This window comes from Alcanivorax limicola (assembly GCF_019931215.1).
In the GTDB taxonomy this organism is placed as follows: Bacteria; Pseudomonadota; Gammaproteobacteria; order Pseudomonadales; family Alcanivoracaceae; genus Isoalcanivorax; species Isoalcanivorax limicola.
In genome coordinates this window covers 486,577-503,090 of the sequence record NZ_JAIOUB010000003.1, presented here as the reverse complement: position 1 = coordinate 503,090, position 16,514 = coordinate 486,577, and the positions used below count along the sequence as shown (strand labels likewise).

At 62.2% G+C, this 16,514-nt stretch carries 18 protein-coding genes and 1 tRNA gene; 2 read left to right on the top strand and 17 right to left on the bottom strand.

Annotated features, from left to right (window positions below; translation table 11 throughout):
• Window positions 1-17: 17 nt before the first annotated feature.
• The 17 genes from phrB to aspS all read right to left on the bottom strand — a co-directional run bounded on the left by phrB (window position 18) and on the right by aspS (window position 14,364).
• Window positions 18-1,475, bottom strand: a complete 1,458-nt coding sequence (gene phrB, locus K8B33_RS12405; RefSeq protein WP_223426916.1) for a deoxyribodipyrimidine photo-lyase — start codon at window positions 1,473-1,475, stop codon at window positions 18-20.
• Window positions 1,472-2,422 carry a MerR family transcriptional regulator gene (locus tag K8B33_RS12400; RefSeq protein WP_223426914.1) on the bottom strand — a complete coding sequence of 317 codons (951 nt, stop codon included), beginning with the start codon at window positions 2,420-2,422 and terminating at the stop codon, window positions 1,472-1,474. The genes phrB and K8B33_RS12400 overlap by 4 nt, the downstream gene beginning before the upstream one ends.
• 210 nt (window positions 2,423-2,632) lie before the next feature.
• Window positions 2,633-2,707 (bottom strand) — tRNA-Lys (locus K8B33_RS12395).
• Window positions 2,708-2,772: 65 nt separating this feature from the next.
• Window positions 2,773-3,444: a 7-cyano-7-deazaguanine synthase QueC gene (gene queC, locus K8B33_RS12390; protein WP_223426913.1), complete on the bottom strand. Its 672-nt coding sequence runs from the start codon at window positions 3,442-3,444 to the stop codon at window positions 2,773-2,775.
• Between the two features lie 41 nt (window positions 3,445-3,485).
• Window positions 3,486-4,127, bottom strand: a complete 642-nt coding sequence (gene queE, locus K8B33_RS12385) for a 7-carboxy-7-deazaguanine synthase QueE (RefSeq protein ID WP_223426912.1) — start codon at window positions 4,125-4,127, stop codon at window positions 3,486-3,488.
• A 124-nt stretch (window positions 4,128-4,251) separates the two neighbouring features.
• Window positions 4,252-5,061: a tetratricopeptide repeat protein gene (locus tag K8B33_RS12380; protein ID WP_223426911.1), complete on the bottom strand. Its 810-nt coding sequence runs from the start codon at window positions 5,059-5,061 to the stop codon at window positions 4,252-4,254.
• Between the two features lie 51 nt (window positions 5,062-5,112).
• Window positions 5,113-5,688, bottom strand: coding sequence for a peptidoglycan-associated lipoprotein Pal (gene pal / locus K8B33_RS12375; RefSeq protein ID WP_223426910.1), 576 nt, complete (start codon window positions 5,686-5,688; stop codon window positions 5,113-5,115).
• 79 nt (window positions 5,689-5,767) lie between these two features.
• Window positions 5,768-7,048: a Tol-Pal system beta propeller repeat protein TolB gene (gene tolB, locus K8B33_RS12370; RefSeq protein WP_223426908.1), complete on the bottom strand. Its 1,281-nt coding sequence runs from the start codon at window positions 7,046-7,048 to the stop codon at window positions 5,768-5,770.
• Window positions 7,049-7,056: 8 nt separating this feature from the next.
• A complete protein-coding gene (gene tolA / locus K8B33_RS12365; protein WP_223426906.1) occupies window positions 7,057-7,827 on the bottom strand; it encodes a cell envelope integrity protein TolA in 771 nt (256 codons plus the stop codon).
• A complete protein-coding gene (gene tolR, locus K8B33_RS12360; RefSeq protein WP_223426904.1) occupies window positions 7,827-8,255 on the bottom strand; it encodes a protein TolR in 429 nt (142 codons plus the stop codon). Before tolR ends, tolA begins: the two co-directional genes overlap by 1 nt.
• Complete coding sequence (gene tolQ / locus K8B33_RS12355) at window positions 8,255-8,944, bottom strand: protein TolQ (protein ID WP_223426903.1); 690 nt, start codon at window positions 8,942-8,944, stop codon at window positions 8,255-8,257. Before tolQ ends, tolR begins: the two co-directional genes overlap by 1 nt.
• A gap of 87 nt (window positions 8,945-9,031) precedes the next feature.
• The gene (gene ybgC / locus K8B33_RS12350) at window positions 9,032-9,454 is read right to left on the bottom strand and encodes a tol-pal system-associated acyl-CoA thioesterase (protein WP_223426902.1); all 423 of its coding nucleotides are present in this window, start codon (window positions 9,452-9,454) and stop codon (window positions 9,032-9,034) included.
• A gap of 60 nt (window positions 9,455-9,514) precedes the next feature.
• On the bottom strand, window positions 9,515-10,570 hold the full coding sequence (gene ruvB, locus K8B33_RS12345; RefSeq protein ID WP_223426901.1) for a Holliday junction branch migration DNA helicase RuvB: 1,056 nt from the start codon (window positions 10,568-10,570) through the stop codon (window positions 9,515-9,517).
• Window positions 10,571-10,609: 39 nt separating this feature from the next.
• Window positions 10,610-11,227 (bottom strand): Holliday junction branch migration protein RuvA, encoded by a 618-nt coding sequence (gene ruvA, locus K8B33_RS12340; RefSeq protein WP_223426898.1) that lies wholly within the window; start codon window positions 11,225-11,227, stop codon window positions 10,610-10,612.
• Window positions 11,224-11,742, bottom strand: coding sequence for a crossover junction endodeoxyribonuclease RuvC (gene ruvC, locus K8B33_RS12335; RefSeq protein ID WP_223426895.1), 519 nt, complete (start codon window positions 11,740-11,742; stop codon window positions 11,224-11,226). Before ruvC ends, ruvA begins: the two co-directional genes overlap by 4 nt.
• A 69-nt stretch (window positions 11,743-11,811) precedes the next feature.
• Complete coding sequence (locus K8B33_RS12330; RefSeq protein ID WP_223426892.1) at window positions 11,812-12,552, bottom strand: YebC/PmpR family DNA-binding transcriptional regulator; 741 nt, start codon at window positions 12,550-12,552, stop codon at window positions 11,812-11,814.
• Between the two features lie 45 nt (window positions 12,553-12,597).
• The gene (gene aspS / locus K8B33_RS12325) at window positions 12,598-14,364 is read right to left on the bottom strand and encodes an aspartate--tRNA ligase (protein WP_223426890.1); all 1,767 of its coding nucleotides are present in this window, start codon (window positions 14,362-14,364) and stop codon (window positions 12,598-12,600) included.
• A 269-nt stretch (window positions 14,365-14,633) separates the two neighbouring features.
• Here aspS and K8B33_RS12320 point away from each other — a divergent pair, with 269 nt between their 5' ends.
• Both K8B33_RS12320 and K8B33_RS12315 read left to right on the top strand, forming a co-directional pair.
• Complete coding sequence (locus K8B33_RS12320) at window positions 14,634-15,041, top strand: HU family DNA-binding protein (RefSeq protein ID WP_223426888.1); 408 nt, start codon at window positions 14,634-14,636, stop codon at window positions 15,039-15,041.
• A gap of 194 nt (window positions 15,042-15,235) precedes the next feature.
• A complete protein-coding gene (locus K8B33_RS12315; RefSeq protein WP_223426886.1) occupies window positions 15,236-16,444 on the top strand; it encodes an acyl-CoA dehydrogenase family protein in 1,209 nt (402 codons plus the stop codon).
• Window positions 16,445-16,514 lie beyond the last annotated feature (70 nt).

Here is a 16,514-nt window from a genome sequence, read left to right as displayed (position 1 = left end):
CGTGTCAGATAGCGCGCTCATCGTGAAGCGCCGCCCGCTGAATCATGGATATTCTTTGCCGCCTTGAACGCGGCAGTCACACGGTCACGCACGCCCTCCAGGGACACCACCGGCGCGGGATAATCCGGGGCCAGCAGCGGCGCTTTCCAGGGTTGATGAATCTGTTTGCCCGGCAGGTCACGCAACGCCGGGACCTGCTGGCGAATAAACGTGCCATCAGGGTCGAATCGCTCGCTCTGGCGAATCGGGCTGAACACGCGAAAATAGGGCGCCGCGTCGGTGCCGGTGGACGCACTCCACTGCCAGCCACCGTTGTTGGCAGCGAAGTCGCCGTCGATCAACTGCTGCATGAAATAGCTTTCGCCCCAGCGCCAGTCGATGAACAGGTTCTTGCTCAGAAACATGGCGCTGACCATGCGCAGGCGATTGTGCATCCAGCCCGTGCTGTTGAGCTGCCGCATGGCCGCATCCACAAGGGGATAGCCGGTGCGGCCCTCGCACCAGGCCTGGAACAGCTGCTCGTCGCGGGACCATTGCACATAACCCGTCTCCGGCCGGAACGGCGCGCCCCAGGCCAGATGCGGGAAGTTGGCCATGATCTGGCGATAGAAATCCCGCCAGGCAATTTCGCTGAGCCAGGTGGTGGCGCCCTCTTTGCCCCCCGCTTTACTGCCCGCACGTTGCACTGCGCGGGCCAGCGTCACGCAACGCGCAGGACTGACCGTTCCCGCAGACAGCGCCGTGGACAACAGGCTCGTGCCGGGCAAGGCAGGAAAATCCCGATCCCGCCGGTAATCGGCCAGCCGATCATCGGCAAACTGTTGCAGCTGCTTTTGCGCTGCTTTCTCCCCGGGTTGCCACAACCCGGTAAGGGTGTCCGGCAGGTCCAGCAGCCTGATCTGCGCATCCAGCGCGCGGGCATCAAACGTCACGGGCGCGACACCGGCCGGCTTTTTCGGCGCTGGCGGCAGGCTGGGGGGCGCCTCAGCCAGGCATTCATCCCAACGGCGACGATACGGCGTAAATACGGTGTACGGCGTGCCCTGCCCCGTCTTCAGCGCGCGCGGCGGTATGATCACCGCATCATCAAATCCCTGCAGTTCAATGCCCAGCGGCCGCAAGGTGTCCGCCACGGCACGATCGCGGCGCAGTTCGTTGAGGGGGTACTCACGCGTACAGAACAACGCCCTGATCTGTCGGTCGCGGCAATACGCCGCCAGCACCGCGGGCGCTTCGTCGAAGGTATCGCAAGGCAGAATATCCAGCGGAATGCCCAGCTTGCCCAGGGTCTCACCCAGTTCATGCAGCGAAGCCAGCACGTACCAGCGGCGTATCGGCGCGACCTGATGCCGGTCCCACTGGCCGGGACTCAGCAGGTACACGGCGCGCACGGGCTGCTTGCTGCCCAGGGCGGCGCTGAGCGCCTGATGATCCTGCGCACGAAGGTCGTTGCGATACCAGACCAGGGCGGTCATACCGGCTCCTTTCTGTGTGTCGATGACAGCGCCGCGAGACGGTTGATGATCTGCTGCCGGGGACCGGCCAGCGGCGAAACGCCAGAGGGTATGCGCGACAGGGTGAGCAGCCCGTCACCGCAGGCAAACAGGCGCTCCGCGAGATGGCGCCGCGCAGTGCCCAGGCGGCGCTCCAGCGAGGTGGTCGAGGTGCCGGGCGGCAGCACCAGCAACACACCGGCCACATCAGCGCGGCTGCCAAGCAGACTCAACTCGTCTGCCGGCAACGGCGTGGACAGCAGCAACACCGGCAGATCCGCCTCCGCGCACAGCGCGGCAAGCGTCTGCGCCTCCCGGTCAGCGCCGTCTGCGGCGGGCAATACCACCCAGCGTGGCTGGCGCCCGGCACGGCGACCCGCCATCAGCAGGCGTGCCGCCAGTTTGTTGTGCAGGAAGTCATCGAAGGCGATCCTTGCAGAGCGCATGCCCGGCACCCCGGTGCTGCCAGAGCCGCTTTGGGCCAGCAACCGCGCGCTTAGCGGGTCTGCCCAGCACGCCAGCACCTGCGACAAGGGGTAATCGCCCGCCAGCCGATTGAACTGCTGTTCGAGCCGCCGCACATCCAGGGCCATAGCGGCTTGCACGCCGGCATCCAGCGCCTCCTGCCAGTCCCGGGCGGCTTGCCCCTGATCCTGGCTGGCATCCGCCGTCTCACTGGCGGCGGCGCCCGGTAAAGTCCCCTCCAGCAGCGGGCGTACGCGACTGATGGCAACGCCCTTGTCCAGCCAACTGACGATGTGCCGCACCCTGGCCACATCGTCGTCGCTGTACAGACGGTATCCCTTGGCGGTCCGATGTGGTTGCAAGAGCCCGTAGCGCCGCTCCCACGCACGCAGCGTGACCGGGTTTACCCCGGTCATGGCACCCACCACACTGATTGGCACCAGATCGCCCACTGCGGGCTTCACAGGCCCTGCCCCATCGTCTGCATTGCGTACCTTCACCGGATTGGCCTTCACAAAAGCTGTACAGCCAATATTACTTGTACAGGGTGTGATTGGATTGTGAAGGGCGGATTGCGAAGGAGCGGGTTGCGAAGGGACGGGTTGTGAAAAGGGCGGGGCAAATGCGGGGCACAAACAAAAACGCCCCGGCATGATTGCCGAGGCGTTCTGATATGGTGGGCCGTGATGGATTCGAACCATCGACCAATTGGTTAAAAGCCAACTGCTCTACCGCTGAGCTAACGGCCCGTCGAAGAGGCGCAAATGATACTAATATTTTGCCGCGTTACAAGGGGAAATATGGATTTTGTTGTTCAGGGGGCGTAACGGGTCGGATCGGTCAGCCCCGCGTCGTCAAAACCGGCGCGGCGCAAACGACAGCTGTCGCAGCGCCCGCAGGCACGGCCTTCGTCATCCGCCTGATAGCAGGAGACGGTCAGGCTGTAGTCCACACCCAGCTTGGCGCCTGTGGCGATGATGTCGGCCTTGCTCAGGGTCAACAGCGGCGTTTCGATCATCGGGCCATGCCCTTCCACACCGGCCCGGGTGGCCAGCGCGGCCATTTCCCGGAATGCGTCGATAAAGGCGGGGCGGCAGTCCGGATAGCCCGAGTAGTCCACCGCGTTGATACCGATGTAGATCGCCGCCGCATCCAGCACTTCGGCCAAGCCCAGCGCCAGTGACAGGAATACGGTGTTGCGCGCTGGCACATAGGTAATCGGAATGCCCTCGCCCTCCTCTTCCGGCACCGCCAGGGAGGAGTCCGTTAGCGCCGAGCCACCGATGGCGCCCAGGTCCAGGCGAATGATGCGATGGCTGGCCACACCCTGTTCCTGCGCTACGCGCTCGGCGGCCAGCAACTCGGCCCGATGGCGCTGCCCGTAATCAAAGGCCAGGGTATGCACCTGATAACCGGCTTTCAGCGCCAGCGCCAGACAGGTGGCGGAATCCAGACCGCCAGACAACAGCACCACTGCCTTCTTCATCAACACACTCCTCAATCTACTTTCAGCGCGCGGGTATGCCTTTAGCGTCCACGGGCATCATCCCAGAGCAGCTTGTGCAGCTGCATCTGAAAACGCACCGGCAAACGGTCTTCCAGTATCCAGGCAGCCAGATCTGCGGGGGGCAATTGCCCCCAGACCGGTGAAAACAGTACGTCACTGACACGCTCGGCCAGCTGGTGCTGATCCACCTGCATGCGCGCCCAGTCGTAGTCTCCCCGGTTGGCGAGCACGAACTTGACCTGGTCTGCGGGTTTCAACAGGGGGATGTTCTCCACCCGGTTGTTGTGGCGCTCGCCGGATGCCGGGGCCTTGATATCCATCACCACCACGACACGCGGGTCAACGCCGCTGATATCCATGGCGCCACCGGTTTCCAGGCTGACCTCATAGCCCGCATCGCACAGTGCGGTGAGCAGCGGCAGGCAGTTGGGCTGGGCCAGGGGCTCGCCCCCCGTCACCGTGACGTAACGCGCACCCCGGCCGGCCACATCAGCCAGCACGGCGTCCAGCGACCATCGCTCACCGCCCTGAAAGGCATATTCCGTATCACACCAGACACAGCGCTGCGGGCAGCCGGTCAGGCGCACGAACACCGTCGGGCGGCCCACTGTGCGGGCTTCCCCTTGCAGAGAATGGAAGATTTCGGTGATGCGCAGATCCACAGGTCAGGCCCGCATGCTCAAGGGGGGCGGATTCTAGCACAGGGCGCGCCTTACCTCAGCAGGGCCGCGCCTCAGCAGGGCAACCTGCACAGCGGCAACGGCCCGAGCCCGGGCCGCCCGGAGATCAGGCGCCTTCGAGCTGTTCCAGCATGCCGCGGGCAAGACGGGCTTCGGAGGAGCCGTCAAACTGGCGAATGATACGATTCAGGGTCACTTTGGCCCGGTTGATATCACCGCTCTCTGCTTCCAGCGTCGCCAGCTTGTAAAGCGCGGCGGGCACCTGGCTGTGATCGGGGAAGTCATCCACGACCTTGCGGAACTGCGCCATGGCCTTGTCACGATCCGGCGTGGCCTGGCTGCGATAGATCTCTCCCAGCCAGAAATGGGCAAACGGCCGGAACTGCCCGCGCGGATAGTCTTTCAGGTACACTTCAAACGCCTTTCCCGCCTCCGGGAACTGGCGGCCCAGCAGCTTTTCGCGTGCTGCGCTGTAGGCGGCCCTGTCACCTGCCGCATCCCCGCCGGCATTCCCCGTCGCCGCCGAGCCAGCGCCTTGCTGCTCGGACTGTTCGATGGAGGCTTCCGCCAGGGCATTGATTCGTGTGTCCAGATCAAGGTAACGCTCGCGCTCGCCACTGCGGGCGGTGTCCAGCTCATGCCGGAGCTGCTCGATCATCCCTTCCAGGCGCTGGATCTCGCCTTCGAATGCGTTGATCTGTTGCATCAGCATCATCACACCACCTTCAGGCGTGGCCTGACCGCTGGCTTGCTGTGATCCAGGGGTGCTGCGAGGCTGATTGGTGGGCTGATTCGGTGTCGATGTCTGTGGACGCGGGTAAACACGGTCCTCAACCGACAAAGGCCCGGTCGAGGGCTGCGCAAGCGCAGCCCCCGCCAGGCCGCCGATCAGAATGCCTGTAAGCAGGCGCTTCATATCGGTACTCCTGATGCCATATCTCTTGACGAGATATCTGCAGACCTGATGTTACGGACGGCCAGCAGTGTAGTTCAGCTCTACGCGACGGTTCTGGGCGTAGGCCATTTCGTCAGAGCCACGCGCTTTCGGCTTTTCTTCGCCGTAGCTGACAGTGGTGATCTGTGAAGCAGAAACGCCCTGCACGCGCAGGAACTGCTCGACCGCCTTGGAACGACGCTCAGCCAACGCTACGTTGTACTCGCGCGTACCACGCTCATCGGTATGCCCTTCCAGACGGACGCGAGCGTTGCTGTTGCCTTTCAGGTGATTGGCGTGGGCACGCAGCGTGTCGAATGCGGCGGCAGGCACTTCAGAGCGATCGAATGCGAAGTACACGATGCGGCTGTCAGTGGTGCCGTCGTAGTGAGACGGATGATTGTGGTAACCCTCGGCGGTCAGGGGAATGTGGCTGTAGTCCGGGCGAGTCGGCTGTGCCGGAGTCACGGGACGGGTATCAGCCTCACGTTCGACCTGCTGCTGATCAGTGGCAGAGGTGTCATCCTCGGTCGGCGTGCTGGAGCAGGCGGCCAGCATGGCGGACCCGATCACAGCGATGAAAAGACGGTTGTACGTGGAAGCGCGCATTGATAGAACTCCTGTTGTTACCATTGGTAGGTCTGAAAAAACCTTTGTTTAAACTCTTTTTTGTCCTGAACCACCAGGGTCACATAAACGGCGACCATGCCGGTTCACGAACTTCACCTTCCTTCGAAGGCAGTGCCACCCTCACCCGTCCATCAATGGATACGGCCTCGAGAACACCTGCCCCCCCTTGCTGTGTGCCATAAATTATCATAGTTCCATTTGGCGCAACACTGGGGGATTCATCCATATTTGATGCGGTCAGCACATTGAAGGTACCGCGTCGCATATCCTGTACGCCAATCTGGAAGCGCCCATCACGACGATGCACGAAAACCAGGTACCGTCCGTCGGGTGTGACATCCGGGCGGGCATTGTAAGGCCCCTCGAAGGTCAGACGCCGCACCGTGTTGTCCCGCAGGTCCATGCGATAGATCTGCGGACCGCCACCCCGGCTGGAGGTGAACACCAGTGATTCACCGTCCGGCAGCCAACGCGGCTCTGTATCAATAGCGCGGCTGTTGGTCCTGCGCACGAGGCGACCCGTGCTCAGGTCCAGCGTGTAGATCTCCGGCGCACCGTCCCGTGACAAGGTCAATGCAAGACGCGTACCGTCCGGCGACCACGCCGGCGCCCCGTTAATGCCCGACTCCCGGGCTACCACCCTGCGCTCGGAGCTGGCCAGGTTGTGCACATAGATTTTCGGCAGCCCGTCGCCCTCAAACGATACATAGGCGACCTGGCTGCCATCCGGTGACCAGGACGGACTCATGATGGGCTGACGGCTGCGCAGAATAGTCTGCGCCCGGTGCCCATCGGCATCCGCATACTGCAGTTCAAACGGATGCTCACGCCGTTCATTCATGGTCACATACAGAATCTTGGTGCCGAACACGCCGGGAATCCCGGTCAGCTGCTCGAACACCTTGTCTGATATCGAATGCGCCATATCTCGCAGCTGGCTGGCGCTACCCGTGTAGCTGGCGGCGACCATCTGAGCGCCGCGCGCCACGTCGTGCAGTTCGTACTCCACACGATAGCGGCCGTCCTCCAGCCGGTTACTGCGCCCGACCACCACATATTCCGACTGCATGACGCGGAAATCGCGCCAGATGATGTCGGCACCGCGGCTCGGACGACTCAGCATGTCCTCCGCAGGCAGCGGACGAAATTGCCCGCTGCGATGCAGGTTCGCCGCAATGATCGCGGCGATATCTTCCTCGGGCTGCCCCCCGGAACTGGCAAACGGCACCACCGCAATCGGCAGCGCATCATCACGCCCCTGAGTGATCTCGATCACCAGATTGGCGTGCACCAGTGTTGTGCACCCCAACAACAGGCACGTCATGACCAAATTCTTCATCAACTTTCTCACAACCGCATATCCTCCGGCCGGAACAGGAAATCAAATTCACGAAAATTTTCAAAATCGCGCCCGCTCGGCACTGGTAACGGGCTCGCATTTCTGACCGCAGCCATCGCGGAACGATCCAGCGCATGATCGCCACTGGGTGTTCTGACTGACACATTGACGACATCGCCACCCGGCGCCAAACGGACCCGCAGCACCAGTTCCATATCGTTGCGCGCACTGGGTGGCCGGCTCCAGCGCCTGCTGACCGCAGCCTGAATCGCCTGCCGATAACCCGCCATTTCCGAATCATCGCCCATGGACGCACCATCTGTGCTGACTATCGTCTCCGCGCTGGCCTCACGCTCTGCCTGTTGCTGGGCCATGGCCATCTCTTCCTCAGCCAGCAATTCCGACAAGTCCGGCTGGCTGAATTCCGGTCTGGGCTCAGGCTTTGGCTCGGGCTTTGGCTCCGGCCTGGGCTGAGGCGCTGGCTCAGGTTTCGGTTCGGGCTTCGGTTCCGGCCGCTGCACTTCCGGCTTCGGCGGCTCGGGTTTCGGTTCAGGCGGTCTCGGCTGGGGTTGTGGACGAGGCTGTGGCTGCGGACGAGGCCGGGCAGCAGGCTGCTGTGGTGCGGGACGCTCCACCACAACGGCCTGCACATGAGGCACACTGCGCGGCTTGATATCCACCTTGGGCGAACTCGCCCAGTTCAGGGTCAGCACACCCACCACCGCCAGATGCAGTGTCAGGGAGACCGCAATCGCCGGTGCACCATCACGCCAGTTCATCAGTTGGCCTTGTCCGGCGGTTCCGTCACCAGCCCCAGGCGATCAATGCCGGCGCCCTGCAAGGCCGACATCAGCTCGATCACCTTGCCGTATGCGACGTCCTTGTCCCCTTCTACCAGGAACAGGGTCTGCGGTGCATTGCGCTGGATACGCAGGGCATGACCACGCACGGTATCCAGCGTGGCAGTGCTCTGCTGATCTTCCCCGACATTGATAAAGTAGCCGCCGTCTCGCTGCACGCTGATGATCACCGGCTCATCATCGGTGACAAGCGGCTCACTGCTGCTGCGCGGCAGATCCACCTGAATCCCCTGCGTAAGCATGGGCGCAGTGATCATGAACACGATCAGCAACACCAGCATGACGTCGATATACGGCACGACGTTGATCTCGGCCACCAGCTTGCGCGGAGGACGGACCTTGACCATCAGGCTTCTCCCCGGCCGTGGGCCTGCCGGTGCAGGATCGAGGAAAACTCTTCCGCGAACATTTCACTGTCGCCGATCAGGCTGTCTGTGGCGGAGGCGTAACGGTTATAGGCCACGACCGCAGGAATGGCCGCAAACAGCCCCATTGCCGTCGCGATCAGTGCTTCGGCGATACCCGGCGCGACCACGGTCAGGGTCGCCTGACTGACATTGGCCAGTGCGCGGAACGAATTCATGATGCCCCAGACGGTACCGAACAGGCCGATATAAGGGCTGGTGGAACCCACGGTGGCCAGGAAGGGCAAGGAGGTGGTCAAGCGCGCCTGCTCGCGTTGCAGCGTCACGCGCATGGCGCGCTGGGCGCCAACCATGACCGCTTCGGCATCGCGGGAGTTTTTCGACAGGCGTACGAATTCCTGGAAGCCGGCACGAAAAATCGCTTCCTGCCCGCTGTCCGGGTCCGGCTCTTTCTTGACCTTCTGATACAGCGTCGACAAGTCTTCGCCTGACCAGAAACGCTCTTCAAAGGCCGCACCGGCACGCCGGGCTCGGCCGATAATGCGGTAGCGTGTATAGATCATTGCCCAGGATGCCACCGACAAGACCACCAGCAGCAGCATCACCAGCTGCACCAGCAAATCCGCCGTGGCAATCAGATACCACATCGACATGCTATCTGTTTCTGCCATCTACCCCGTCTCCTGTTACCGTTTCACAGCGTCCCGTCAGTCAATGACCAGACAATGACATATCGTTGTTCTTACGCGTCGTTGTTCTTACGCGTGGCGAATAACCTGAGCCTGCATCGCGGCCTGCAAAGGTGCCGGCAAACCGCGCGGGCGCATGTCACTGGCCCGCACGCAGGCCACCTTGACCTGCGCTTCGCACAACAGTTCCTCGCCCCGCCATACCTGCTGAACGAAATCGAGCGCCACCCGCCCCGCCTTGCTCAGGCGGGCGGTGACACTCAAGGCATCATCAATACGTGCGGGCTTCAAGTAACGCACTGCACAGGAATGCACCACAAACTGGAAGTCTTCTTCCGCCAGCCCGTAGTGCTGATACCCCAGTGTGCGCAGAAACTCGGTCCGCGCGCGCTCCATGAATTTGAGGTAATTCACGTAGTAGACAATCCCACCGGCGTCAGTGTCTTCGATATAGACGCGCAAAGGGAGTGTAAATTCCTGATTTTTGGTCATAAAACCCGCCGTTTATCGAAAAAAGTGTTAAACGGCCTCCGCCATCTCACCGCCAGGCACTCAGACGTCAAAGAGATCACCGGCACTCGCCCCGCCAACGCCGCCCACATTATTGCGCTCCGGCGCCCGCAGGCCGAAATGTCGCCAGGCATGGTTGGTCACCTGACGCCCGCGCGGCGTGCGATGGATAAACCCCTGCTGGATCAGATAGGGCTCGACCACTTCCTCCAGCGTCCCCGCATCCTCATTCAGCGCGGCGGCCAGACTTTCCAGCCCGACCGGGCCGCCATCGAATTTTTCCATCATGGTGAGCAGCAGACGCCGGTCGGTGCCGTCCAGACCACAGGCATCCACTTCCAGCATATCCAGCGCAGCGCGCGCGATGTCACCGGTAATACGTCCATCGCCACGCACTTCGGCGTAATCCCGCACCCGGCGCAGCAGACGGTTGGCAATCCGTGGCGTGCCCCGGGCGCGGCGGGCAATCTCACTGGCCCCCTCCGGCTCCACGCTCAAGGCAAAAATATCGCAGGAGCGGGTGACGATACCGGTCAGATCCTCCACCGAATAGAACTCCAGGCGCTGGACAATACCGAAGCGATCCCGCAACGGCGCGGTCAGCAGCCCGGCGCGTGTGGTCGCGCCCACCAGGGTAAACGGCGGCAGTTCGATCTTGATGGAGCGCGCGGCAGGCCCTTCACCGATCATGATATCCAGCTGATAGTCTTCCATGGCCGGATAAAGAATCTCCTCCACCACGGGAGAGAGACGATGAATCTCGTCCACGAACAGCACATCACCGGGCTCGAGATTGGTCAGCAGTGCCGCCAGGTCGCCGGCTTTTTCCAGCACCGGGCCCGAGGTGCTTTTCAGGTCTGCGCCCATTTCCCGGGCGATAATGTTCGCGAGTGTGGTCTTGCCGAGGCCGGGCGGCCCGAACAGCAGCGTATGATCCAGCGCTTCCTTGCGCATGCGTGCGGCATCAATAAAGATCTCCATGCGCTGGGTCACTTTCGGCTGGCCACGGTAATCGGCCAGGCTCGCCGGACGAATCACCCGCTCCAGTTGCTCGTCACCCGGGCCGGTCTCTGCAGAAATAATCCGTTCAGTCTCCATGATCACTCCCGGGGGCAAACTGTCGTTGCCGCATGCAGGTCATCGCGCAAGATTCTTCAGCGCCAGGCGAATCAACTCAGCGCTATCGAGGCTGCTGTGATCATCAGCCCCTGCGTCCAGCACTTTCGCCAGCGCTTGCTCCGCATCCCTGGGGCGATATCCCAGCGCCTCCAGCGCCGCCACCGCGTCCTGCCGTGCGCTACCGGCCGGCGCCGATGCGCCGGCCGCGCCGGTGATCGCAATAGTGCCTTCCAGGCGACCGATCCGGTCGCGCATCTCGATCACCAGGCGTTCTGCTGTCTTCTTGCCGATGCCAGGCACGCGTACCAGTGAGGTCGTATCCTGCTCTTCGATGCAGCGTACCAGTCGCGCGGCTTCGATACCCGAGAGGATACCCAGCGCCATCTTCGGGCCAACGCCGTTCACCTTGATCAGCGCCCGAAACAGCTCACGCTCGAAGCGATCAATAAAACCGTACAGCAGTTGCGCATCTTCACGCACCACAAGATGGGTGTGCAGGAGGATTTCCTGGCCCGGCGGGGTCTGCTGGTAAAAGGCGGTCATCGGGGCCTCGACTTCGTAGCCCACGCCGCCCACTTCAACCAGCAATTGCGGCGGGCGGGCTTCTATGAGGATGCCGCGCAAACGTCCAATCATCGGATCCGTCCTCGTCGTATGGCAGTCGCGCCGGCCATGCGTGCCAGCGTCACACGCATGTGGGCATGACAGATGGCGATGGCCAGCGCGTCAGCAGCATCCGCCTGCGGGGCCTTCTCGAGCCCCAGCAGATAACAGACCATCTGCGCCACTTGTTGTTTTTCGGCACCGCCACGCCCTACCAGCGCCTGCTTGACCTGCCGGGCGGAATATTCGAATACCGGCAGATCATGCTGGACCACCGCAGCAATGGCAGCCCCACGGGCCTGGCCCAGCTTGAGCGCCGAATCGGCATTGCGTGCCATGAAGACTTTCTCGATGCCCACTTCCACCGGGCTGTGCAGGTCCACCACCTGGGCCAACTCGCGAAAGATCTGGCCCAACCGGGGGGCGATGTCATCGCCGCTGGTGGCAATAGTGCCGCAGGCGACCATGCGCGACGTCTGGCCAACCTGATCAATCAGGCCGTAACCGGTAAACCGGGAACCAGGGTCAATGCCGAGTATCCGTGTCATGCGGCATTGATACTCAACTTATGGACAGTATGCAAGGCCCGCTTGCCGCGCCGCGCCGCACGCTCGGATTCAGAGCTCGAAGTCATCCGGCAGACGGACGTTGGTGTAGACATTCTGCACATCGTCCAGGTCTTCCAGGTGATCAATCATTTTCATCACGGTGGCGGCGGTATCGCCATCCACCTCGGCTTCGGTGCTCGGGTGCATGGTCACCTCGGCATTAGCCGGTTCGATACCCGCCGCCTTGAGCGCATCCACCACCTCGCCAAAACTGCGATCGGCGGCAGTGATCACGGTATAGGAGCCATCTTCGTGGGTCTGCACATCCTCTGCACCAGCCTCCAGGGCCAGCTCCAGCAAGGTGTCTTCTTCCGGGCCCGGCTCGAGAATGATCTCGCCGCGCTTGGAGAACAGATAGGCCACCGAACCATTGGTGCCCAGATTGCCGCCGTGTTTGGTGAAGCCGTGACGCACATCCGACACCGTGCGGTTGACGTTGTCGGTCATGGTTTCCACCAGCACCGCCACGCCGCTGGGCCCATAGCCCTCATAGGTGATCTCGGACATGTCGGCGCCGTCATCCGCACCGACACCGCGCTTGATGGCCCGATCAATGGTGTCGCGGGTCATGTTGGCGGTGAGCGCCTTGTCCACCACCGCGCGCAGGCGCGGGTTGTCATTGGGCTCCGGGCCGCCGAGCCGTGCTGCCACCGTGATTTCACGAATCAGCTTGGTAAAGACCTTGCCCCGCTTGGCATCCTGCGCCGCCTTGCGGTGTTTGATATTCGCCCATTTGCTGTGGCCGGCCATGGCAACCTCATTCTTTTATCTGTGCATCGACTTAATATGTACGTATCAGACGTCTGCCTTGCGCAGCTGGATGCCCAGCTCGCGCAGCTGACGACTGGCCACCTCTGCCGGGGCCTGGGTCAGCGGGCAGGCAGCAGTCTGGGTTTTCGGGAAGGCAATCACATCACGGATGGAATCCACCCCGGTCATCAGCATCACCATGCGATCCAGGCCGAAGGCCAGACCACCATGGGGCGGCGCGCCGAACTTGAGTGCGTCCAGCAGAAAACCGAATTTCTCCTCGGCTTCTTCATCGCTGATACCCAGCGCCTTGAAGACCGCCCGCTGCATGGCCGACTCGTGGATACGGATGGAACCGCCACCCAGCTCCGTGCCGTTGAGCACCATGTCATAGGCTTTGGACAGGGCGGCGCCGGGATTGGCCGCCAGCTCTTCCGCCGAACAGGACGGCATGGTGAAGGGGTGATGCAACGCCGCCCAGTGGCCATCGTCGTCTTCCTCGAACATCGGGAAGTCCACCACCCACAGCGGCGCCCAGTCACCCTCGACCAGACCGCGGTCGTGGCCGACGCGCACACGCAGTGCACCCAGCGCTTCGTTGACGACTTTTGCCTTGTCCGCACCGAAGAAAATCAGGTCGCCGGTCTGCGCGCCCGTACGCGCCAGAATGCCCGCGATGGCATCGTCCGTCAGGAACTTCAGAATCGGCGACTGCAGACCGTCATTGCCTGCTGTCAGATCGTTGACCTTGATGTAGGCCAGCCCGCGCGCACCGTAGATGCTGACAAACTTCGTATACTCGTCAATCTCCTTGCGGCTCATCTCGCAACCACCCGGTACCCGCAGCGCAGCAACGCGCCCCTTCGGATCGTTGGCCGGGCCGGCAAAGACCTTGAAATCCACACTCGCCAGCAAGTCAGCAATATCCACCAGCTCCAGCGGAATGCGCAGGTCCGGCTTGTCCGACCCGAAGCGGCGCATGGCCTCCGCGAAAGGCATGCGCGGAAATTCCGGCAGCGTCACGTCCAGCAGCTGCGCAAACACCTTGCGCACCATCGCTTCGGTGATCGAGATGATGTCGTCTTCCGTGACAAAAGATGCTTCAAGGTCGATCTGGGTAAATTCGGGCTGACGATCCGCGCGCAGATCTTCGTCGCGGAAACACTTGGCGATCTGGTAGTAGCGATCAAAGCCGGCCACCATCAACAACTGTTTGAACAGCTGCGGTGATTGCGGCAGCGCAAAGAAGCTGCCCGGATGGGTGCGGCTGGGCACCAGATAGTCCCGCGCGCCTTCCGGAGTCGCCTTGGTCAGGATCGGTGTTTCCACATCCATGAAGCCCTGCTCTTCCAGCGCGCTGCGCACGGCAGCGGTGAGCTTCGAGCGGAAGCGGAAGCTGGCCAGCACTTCCGGCCGGCGCAAATCCAGGTAACGGTACTTCAGGCGCACTTCCTCGCCCGCCTGGCTGTGCTCGTCCAGCTCGAAAGGCGGTGTCTCGGAGGTGTTGAGCAGGGTCAGCCCCGTGCCCAGCACTTCGATGTCGCCGGTGGTCATGCGGCTGTTGCGCACTGCCTCGTCGCGCAGGCGCACCAGACCCTGCACCTGCACCACGTATTCGCTGCGCATCCTGTCGGCCAGGGCAAATGCCTCGACGGTATCCGGATCGAAAACCACCTGCACCAGGCCAGCCCGGTCACGCAGATCGAGGAAGATCACCCCGCCATGGTCCCGGCGGCGATGCACCCAACCGCACAAGGTCACCTGCTCCCCGTCGTGGGAGGCTCTCAAATCACCGCAATAATGGCTTCGCATAACATCTCGTTCCGCTGGATCAGACGGCGCGGCATCAGGGCCGCGAAAGGCGGCATAGTATAGCGACTCACCCGGCGGGCAGCCATGCCGGCGCGCTATACGGCAGTAACCCGGCGCACCTGTATCCGCTGGACCGCCTCTCAACCACCCGAAATTGCAAAAAAACCCTGAAAAACAGGGTCCGAACGCTTGCTGACACCAGCTTCATCGCATATAACAGGCGCGGAACACACCGTAAAACAGCAACTCAGACAGGGGTACGCAAATCCATGGCCGTTAAAAAGAAAGCTGCTGCCAAGAAAACCGTCGCCAAGAAACCCGCTGCCAAGGCTGCCGCTCCGGCCGCTGCTCGCAAGGTCAAGGCGATCACCGAACCCATGAGCAAGACCCAGGTAACCGCCAGCATCGCTGAATCCACTGGCCTGACCAAGAAGCAGGTCACTGCGGTAATGGAAGAGCTGACCAGCATCATCGAAGGTCACGTCAAGAAGCGTGGGGCTGGCCAGTTCACCCTGCCAGGCCTGATGAAAATCACCACCGTGAAAAAGCCGGCCACCAAGGCGCGCAAGGGCATCAACCCCTTCACGGGTGAAGAGACCGTGTTCAAGGCCAAGCCGGCCAGCACTGCGGTCAAGATTCGCCCGCTGAAAAAACTGAAAGATATGGCGATCAGCTAAGCACCACCTCTGGCCGGCCTGTTTCACAGGCCGGCCATTGCCTCCTCTTCCCACCCTGCCTGTCCTGACGCAGGCCATCAAAAAGCTGGGCGGAAATGTCTGCCCGGACAATATGACCCAGTGGTCATATCCATCCGTGATTGGTACCTTAGGCGCTCATCCGCCAGCCGCCCATGCACGGGGATCACCAGATCATGAAACTCACGCTCTCCAGCGACGACCGTCAGTTCCAGGAAGAAGTCCGGGATTTTCTCAACGACAACCTCACGCCAACATTGCGCCGGGCAGGCGCCCTGATGACCAGCGTGTTTGCGGATTTCGAGGCCGCCATGGCCTGGCAGCGCATTCTGCATGAGAAGAAGGGCTGGGCCGCGCCCTCCTGGCCGGAAGCCTTCGGCGGCACCGGCTGGAGCATTACGCGACACTATATTTACGCGGTGGAAACGGCCGCCGCAGATGCGCCGCGCCTGCTGCCCATGGGCCTGGATATGTGCGGCCCCTGCCTGATCGGCAAGGGCTCGACGGCGCAGCAGCAGACCTATTTGCCCCCCATGCTCAGCGGCGATCACTTCTGGTGTCAGGGGTATTCCGAACCGCAATCCGGCTCCGATCTGGCATCACTGAAACTCCGGGCCGAGCGCGACGGGGACCACTATGTGCTGAACGGCTCCAAGATCTGGACGACCTACGCCCATCACGCCAGCCATATGTTTCTGCTGGTGCGCACCCGCTCCGACGGCAAGCCACAACAAGGCATCACCTTCCTGCTGCTGGACATGAAAACCCCCGGCCTGACCGTTGACCCCATTATCAGCATCAGTGGCGAGCACGAACAGAACCAGGTGTTCTTCGAGGATGTGCGCGTCCCGGTCAGCAATGTTGTGGGTCAGGAAAACGATGGCTGGAGTGTGGCCAAATACCTGCTGGAGTTCGAGCGTGGCGGCCAGGCCTACAGCCCACGCCTGCACGTCTCGCTGCAGAAAGTCCGGCATCTGGCAAGCCAGGGGCATGCTGGCGAGCGCGCCATCGACGACGAGCTGTTCCGCCTCAAACTGGCCCGCGCAGAAGTCAATGTGCGCGCCGTGGAGGCCGCAGAACTGAAAGTCATGTCAGCACTGGAGGGCGGCCAGAACCCGGGCGCCATTTCCTCCATGCTGAAGATCATCGGCTCGGAGGCGGCACAGCACATTACCGAGTTGGCGGTCGAAGCACTCGGGCCGTACAACCAGGTCTGGCAGCCAGCGGCACTGGACCCGAAACAGGCCGGGGATGTGACGCCCGTTGGCCCGGCGGGCGGCGTGCCCGTCCTCTCGACCTATCTGAATACCCGCGCCACGACCATTTACGGCGGCTCCAACGAGATTCAGCGCAATATCATCGCCAAAATGGTGCTCGGGCTCTGAGCCAGAGCATCAGTTCGGTGACTTTGGACACGCTCCCGGCATTTGTGTCATAAAGAGGCACTACCGGGGA

Bases quoted from the DNA above. Each gene is read 5' to 3' on its own strand.
- phrB (WP_223426916.1), bottom strand. From the start codon at position 1,475: ATGACCGCCCTGGTCTGGTATCGCAACGACCTTCGTGCGCAGGATCAT.
- queC (WP_223426913.1), bottom strand. From the start codon at position 3,444: ATGAAGAAGGCAGTGGTGCTGTTGTCTGGCGGTCTGGATTCCGCCACC.
- K8B33_RS12380 (WP_223426911.1), bottom strand. From the start codon at position 5,061: ATGAAGCGCCTGCTTACAGGCATTCTGATCGGCGGCCTGGCGGGGGCT.
- pal (WP_223426910.1), bottom strand. From the start codon at position 5,688: ATGCGCGCTTCCACGTACAACCGTCTTTTCATCGCTGTGATCGGGTCC.
- tolB (WP_223426908.1), bottom strand. From the start codon at position 7,048: ATGAAGAATTTGGTCATGACGTGCCTGTTGTTGGGGTGCACAACACTG.
- tolA (WP_223426906.1), bottom strand. From the start codon at position 7,827: ATGAACTGGCGTGATGGTGCACCGGCGATTGCGGTCTCCCTGACACTG.
- tolR (WP_223426904.1), bottom strand. From the start codon at position 8,255: ATGGTCAAGGTCCGTCCTCCGCGCAAGCTGGTGGCCGAGATCAACGTC.
- tolQ (WP_223426903.1), bottom strand. From the start codon at position 8,944: ATGGCAGAAACAGATAGCATGTCGATGTGGTATCTGATTGCCACGGCG.
- ybgC (WP_223426902.1), bottom strand. From the start codon at position 9,454: ATGACCAAAAATCAGGAATTTACACTCCCTTTGCGCGTCTATATCGAA.
- ruvB (WP_223426901.1), bottom strand. From the start codon at position 10,570: ATGGAGACTGAACGGATTATTTCTGCAGAGACCGGCCCGGGTGACGAG.
- ruvA (WP_223426898.1), bottom strand. From the start codon at position 11,227: ATGATTGGACGTTTGCGCGGCATCCTCATAGAAGCCCGCCCGCCGCAA.
- ruvC (WP_223426895.1), bottom strand. From the start codon at position 11,742: ATGACACGGATACTCGGCATTGACCCTGGTTCCCGGTTTACCGGTTAC.
- K8B33_RS12330 (WP_223426892.1), bottom strand. From the start codon at position 12,552: ATGGCCGGCCACAGCAAATGGGCGAATATCAAACACCGCAAGGCGGCG.
- aspS (WP_223426890.1), bottom strand. From the start codon at position 14,364: ATGCGAAGCCATTATTGCGGTGATTTGAGAGCCTCCCACGACGGGGAG.
- K8B33_RS12320 (WP_223426888.1), top strand. From the start codon at position 14,634: ATGGCCGTTAAAAAGAAAGCTGCTGCCAAGAAAACCGTCGCCAAGAAA.
- K8B33_RS12315 (WP_223426886.1), top strand. From the start codon at position 15,236: ATGAAACTCACGCTCTCCAGCGACGACCGTCAGTTCCAGGAAGAAGTC.